Annotated in this window: 5 protein-coding genes and 1 pseudogene; 1 reads left to right on the forward strand and 5 read right to left on the reverse strand. The window is 66.1% G+C overall.

What is annotated here, in order from left to right:
* Window positions 1-115: 115 nt before the first annotated feature.
* Window positions 116-340 (forward strand): annotated as a pseudogene (locus QWY28_RS22990) (integrase core domain-containing protein); the annotation flags it as partial.
* A 26-nt stretch (window positions 341-366) separates the two neighbouring features.
* On the opposite strand, the gene QWY28_RS22995 reads toward QWY28_RS22990, so the two are convergent.
* The 5 genes from QWY28_RS22995 to istA form a co-directional block, all read right to left on the reverse strand.
* Window positions 367-1,173, reverse strand: a complete 807-nt coding sequence (locus tag QWY28_RS22995) for an AAA family ATPase (protein WP_300955254.1) — start codon at window positions 1,171-1,173, stop codon at window positions 367-369.
* Window position 1,174: 1 nt separating this feature from the next.
* Complete coding sequence (locus tag QWY28_RS23000) at window positions 1,175-1,654, reverse strand: ABC-three component system middle component 2 (RefSeq protein WP_336622433.1); 480 nt, start codon at window positions 1,652-1,654, stop codon at window positions 1,175-1,177.
* On the reverse strand, window positions 1,651-2,655 hold the full coding sequence (locus tag QWY28_RS23005; protein WP_300955256.1) for an ABC-three component system protein: 1,005 nt from the start codon (window positions 2,653-2,655) through the stop codon (window positions 1,651-1,653). Before QWY28_RS23005 ends, QWY28_RS23000 begins: the two co-directional genes overlap by 4 nt.
* 172 nt (window positions 2,656-2,827) lie before the next feature.
* Window positions 2,828-3,721, reverse strand: a complete 894-nt coding sequence (gene istB / locus QWY28_RS23010; RefSeq protein ID WP_300955257.1) for an IS21-like element helper ATPase IstB — start codon at window positions 3,719-3,721, stop codon at window positions 2,828-2,830.
* Window positions 3,718-5,265 (reverse strand): IS21 family transposase, encoded by a 1,548-nt coding sequence (gene istA, locus QWY28_RS23015; protein WP_439117277.1) that lies wholly within the window; start codon window positions 5,263-5,265, stop codon window positions 3,718-3,720. The genes istB and istA overlap by 4 nt, the downstream gene beginning before the upstream one ends.
* Window positions 5,266-5,400: the final 135 nt, after the last annotated feature.

Consider the following 5,400-nt stretch of genomic DNA (forward strand, 5'->3'; position numbering starts at 1 on the left):
GGTACCTGGCTCGCGAGCTCTTTCGCCTGCTGCCGGCCCCGGACGCCATCGCCAATCCCGGCGACGAAGGGCTTGAAATCGCGGCCTGATCGACTTGACGATCTATAGGAGCATCAACGCGTTGGCCGAGTCGGTGATCGGCCTCTACAAGACCGAGCTGATCAAGCCACGACGGCCGTGGAAGGGCCTCGACGACCTCGAGATCGCGACCGCCGAGTGGGTCGACTGGTTCAACCACCGCCGACCCTTCGAGTACTGCGACGACCTCACGCCAGCCGAAGCCGAGGCCGCTCACTACGCTCACCACCAGACCCCAGCAGTCGCTGGAGTCTCAAACTAGAAAGTCTCCGGACACGCCGGGGCGGTTCACAACCGCTCGGCGACGCGGTTCCGCTGTGCGGTGAGTTCTCCGATCGCGCTGCTGTGACCCTCGATCGTAGAGTTGAGCCGTGCGAGTTGGTCGCGAAGCTCTGCCAGCTCAGGAGTCTCGCTCAGCTGGGCTTCAAGCTCAGCCAAGAGGCGGTCAATCACCTCGATCTTCGCTCCACTGAGCCGGTTCCGTTCCTGCTTGGAATCCACCGCCACCAGAGCGGAGTCGTCCTCGTCCTCGAGAAGTAGTTTCAGGACGGAGATCTCTTTCGTCCGACTGACATAGTTGCCCGTAAGTGCAGGGGGGATCTCGGCCTGCATCTGGGTCTCGTCGACGATGCTGAGATGCGCGAGGTTGCGGAAACTCAGGGAGTCGGTCTCGTTGCGAGCGTTTCTGCGGACCCGCTTGCCGTCGAGGCCGATGTGACTCAGCAGGTAGCGCGAGAGGTTCCCTTCATTCTTGGGGTTGTGCTTGGCAGCCAGTGTTCCGTCGGGCACGCCAAGGGGACCGCGGCGGACATCGGCGAGGTACAGGCCGACGTTTCCTCCGTTCACCGCTCGTGTCAGCGTCACGTGCTGGCCATGGGGAAGTTGAAGGCCTAGGAGTGCCGTTGAGTAGCCCGAACGCTCGGGAATCTCTTTAAGCGCGTTCGCTCCGAACATGAAGTCGATGGCATCCACGATGAACGACTTGCCGGTATCCGACGGACCACGCACCACAGTGACGCGGGGGCTGAACTCGACCGAGGCGGGCTCGACCGCACCGCCGATGAATGTCAGATGCGTGAGCGTCAGACGGGACATGTCAGAAGTTCGCTTCCTCGGTCAGGTCCCGCTGCTCGAATTCTTCCGACCAGTGCGCAGAGACGTCACGCATCTCTTGTCGTAGTGCTGTCTCCTCGAGTGATCCGAAACGGCTCACGACCCATGAGGCACGCTCGTGGAGCGCTCCGGCGTAGCTGGTTGCAAGTAGACTGACGAACCCCTCGGCATCATCGCTAGCGCGAAACTGAATGCCGTCAGCACCAACGTCCATATGCGCCAGACCGGCACGGATCATGACCTCCAGGCCGCCTTCGATCGTCCGGCGCTTGACACCGAGTTCGCCTGCTCGGATGGGGAGTGGCGGATGAAGGCTCTCAGGACCGCCGAGGTCGGCGCTGTGGAGAAGACTGTGGTCGAGCAAGACCAGCCGGTTCAGGTCGAGGTGTGCTGGAAAGGCTTCGGTCAGCAGCATGAGCACACGGACTCCGACTTCCACTGCACTGTTGAGAGGACTCTTCATGAGGTCTGATCCGTCCACGCCAGGCGGTCCTCGTTGGCCAGTTGATGGCAGATCCCCTTGCGATCCTCGATCCGGGACACTGAGACCAATGCGTGGGCACTAAGGTCGAGCTGCGTCGACTGTGTCAGCACCTCGCGCAGGCGATCCATGCCGCACGCGTGGTTCGCCTCCGCGACCTCGATGACTCCGCCGTGAATGTCATCCTGTAGTGCCTCGAACGTGCCCTCGGGCACCGCGTCTCGGGCGTAGAGGCGGAGTGCTTCTGCTGAGTAGAACGAGATCCGCTGCCGCTGAAAATGCTGTCCGAACTGCGGATGCGACGACAGAGCCGCCTCATCGAGCGGATCGGCTGGCTCTTGCTCCAGGTAGACGTCGATCAGCTTCCTGACATAGCGAGTCTCATGATCGTCGAGCTCCGCCGGTGGCAGACCGACTGCCGGCCGACTCGGCAACGGACCACCGAACCGGGCCGTGTAGTACGGCGTCTTCCGATGGATCTCTAGTGCGTCCACGATCTCGACAGACTGAAACGTCGAGAAGTCAGTCGCAGCCGCAAGCATGCGGATGGCTTCGACCGTTCCATCCGTCAGCCCTGCCACGTGGGTGCTGCCGGCCTCGACCCGGTTGAGGAACTCCCCGCGCAGCTGTGACGGTGAGCTGAGCAGTCGATTCAGCGTCGCGCCACACCCACGAGGCGCGAGGAAACAGTACCGATCAGGCATCACATAGTGCCCAGCTACGACGCCGGCGAAGACTTTTACCATCTCGGGAATCGCATCGGAAAGTGTGAGAGAGGTGGCGTAGTGCTTACCCTGGAAGCAGTCCCAGGCACCCTCGAAACCGTCGGTCGTCTTGAAGGCCGCGACGTCTACACCCTTGTCGTTTGGTCCGCCGAGCCGCTTGATCTGGACGTAGTCGCCCGCCAGCCCAGTGGCCCACTCACGGATGAACATCTCCCACTCGTCGCTAGAGTAGAAGTAGATCCGCTGCTGGGGCGTCACAGGTGGACCCGCCAGCGAGACGCTCCGAGCAACTGGCGTTTCCAGATCCGACAGCTCAGGCGCTCCTCCCTCGGAGGCGTCGCCCACAGATGACACGCGGGACTCCCTCCTTTGAGAATGACAAGCCCATTTGGCCCCACTGTGCTGCTTTGATTTGGCCCCACCCTCCGGGTCAATGCATCGGTTCCGGGGTTGGCTCCCGGGGGGGGGGGGGGGGGGGGGTGAGGGGCCGCGGGGGGGGGGGTCTGGGGGGGGCGGGGTCCTTTCTGGCTCGGGTGGTGGAGTTGAGTCGGTAGGAGGCGCTGCCGGTCTGGATGATGTGGGCATTGAAGGTGAGACGGTCCACCACGGCGGCGGCCAGGCGGGGGTCGGTGAAGGTGGCGCCCCATTCGGAGAATGGCGCGTTGGATGCGCACGCGATCGATGCTCGTTCTTCGCGGGCGGTGATGATCTGGAACAGCAGCTCGGCGCCGCGGGGGTCGAGGTGGACGTAGCCCAGTTCGTCGAGGCAGAGCAGGTCGAGTCGGGCGTAGCGGCCCACGACGCGGGAGAGCTGTTTGTCGTCGGCGGCCTCGATGAGTTCGTTGACCAGCGCAGCGGTGGTCACGTACCGCACCCGTCGTCCTTGCTCGGCCGCAGCGGTGCCCAGGGCGATGAGCAGGTGGGTCTTCCCGGTGCCGGAGTCACCGAGCAGGACCAGGGGTTCGCCCTGGTCGATCCAGCCCCCGGACGCCAGGTGCGCCAGCGTGGCTGGGGGCAGGTCGGGCAGCGCACGGGTATCGAAGTCGGCGAGTCTCTTGGTGCGCGGGAACTTGGCTTCCTTGACCCGGCGGACCTGACGGCGGGCATCGCGCTCGTCGCACTCGGCCAGCAGGACCTCGGCGAGGAACGCCTTGTGGGACAGGCGTTGTTTGGCCGCCGCCGCGGCCATCGAGGCGGCTTCGGTGCGCACGGTGGGCAGCATCAGGGCGCGGCACGCGGTGTCGATGGCCGCGGTCGCGGCGGGGTCCGACAACGCGGTCAGCGTCGGGGTAGCAGCTGTGGTGGGACGAGTGGTGGGGCTCATGCGGTGGCTCCCTTCAGGAGCTCGTCGTAGCCGGCCAGCGACGGGACCGGGCGGTCGATCGCAGCGGTGGGTGTGGCGGTGGCTGGCAGCGGCACCGGGGTCGGGGTGGTGGTGGTCAGCATCGAGCGGCGTGCCTCGACCGCGACGAGGTCGGGATCGAAGTTCCCCAGGACCAGGGCGGCGTCCATCCCCGCGGCCACCGCCGTCGCTGGCAGCGTGCGGTGCAGCAGCAGGACCCCGACCAGGGCACGGGTCCCGGGACCGTCGCCGAGGTGCTTGCGCGCGGCGTCCCAGAACCGCTGATGAGCCGGCGTGAATGCGCCGCTGCCGCGAGCCGCTACCAGGGCGGTGGCCCCGGACAGCGCGCCGGGTTTGCGTCCCAGGACCTCTAGGTAGTGATCCAGCACCAGGTCCTCGCTGCCCTTGTGCAGCGACCGGACGTGGGTGGCGATGACCGTGCCGGCATCAAGGACGCGGATGGTGTCGGCGCCGAGGCGGACCTCGAGTCGACGGCCCGCGTAGCGGGCCGGGACCGAGTAGTAGGACTGGCGCACACAGACCCGGGCTTTGGCATCGACGCGACACGACAACGGCGCGGCGACGTCGAAGATCGTTTCCGGCAGCGGGCGCAGCAGCGGCACCTCACGGGCCGCGGCGACGCCGACGGTCTCGGCGCGGGCACCGATACGTCGGGCGTCGTCGCGGGCGTCCGCGGCGGCCAGCGCCGCGTTGAGTGCTGCGAGCGATCCGACGTGTGGGACCGGGGTGAGATGTCGTCGGCGGAACCGGCCGATCTCTCCCTCGACACCGCCCTTCTCATGGGCCCCGTCGATGCCGGGGATGCAGAAGAACGAGTCGTAGCCGTAGTGCGAGCGCATCGCGACGAACCTGGGGTTCTCCAGGCGCTCGCGGCCCAGCGCGACCCGGATCACCGCCGGGGTGAGGTTGTCGTAGCGGATCATCCCGGTCGGGACACCGCCGAGTGCTTCGAAGGCGCGGGCGTGGCCGTCGAGGAACGACTCCTGGGACTGGTTGGCGTAGGCGATGTGGACGGCCTTGCCCGAGTGGGACAGGCGTAGGCAGAACATGAACAGCTTCATCACGACCCCGGCGATCACCGCTTGGAACTCGCCGAAGTCGACCTCTGCCTCCTCAGCCGGCGGGTGGGTTTGCGGGATCATCACCTGCGCCTTGCTGCCGTTGATCTCGGCCTTGAGCACGGCGACGAGGTTGCGCACGCTGGACTCGGCCACCACCGCGCCCTCCTCTTCCAGTAGTCGCTGCCAGACACGGCGAGCGGTGTGACGCTGCTTCCTCGGCGCGTCCAGGTCCTCGGTCAGCCAGCGACGGATCGTGGCCTCATACGGGCCCAGGACCGGCGCGGTCCGTGCCGGTGGCTTCCGGGTCGGTGGGACCGCGTCCGCGAGCGCGGCGCGGACCGTGCGGCGGTGGACCTTGTGCCGCTCGGCGAGTGCCCTGATCGACATGCCTTCATCGCGCGCATCGCGTCGGATACGTTCGAACTGCTTCACTCTCGATCTCACTTTCACCCCTGCATCTCTCGTGACTCGCCTTGGCAGACGGGCACGAAAGTACGGGGACAAGTAGGTCGAGGGTGGGGCCACTTCAAGCCAGCACTACGGCTCCAAGTGGGGCCACTTCAGACTGGCACACTCACT

Source organism: Nocardioides oceani (genome assembly GCF_030412965.1).
Taxonomy (GTDB): Bacteria; Actinomycetota; Actinomycetes; order Propionibacteriales; family Nocardioidaceae; genus Nocardioides; species Nocardioides oceani.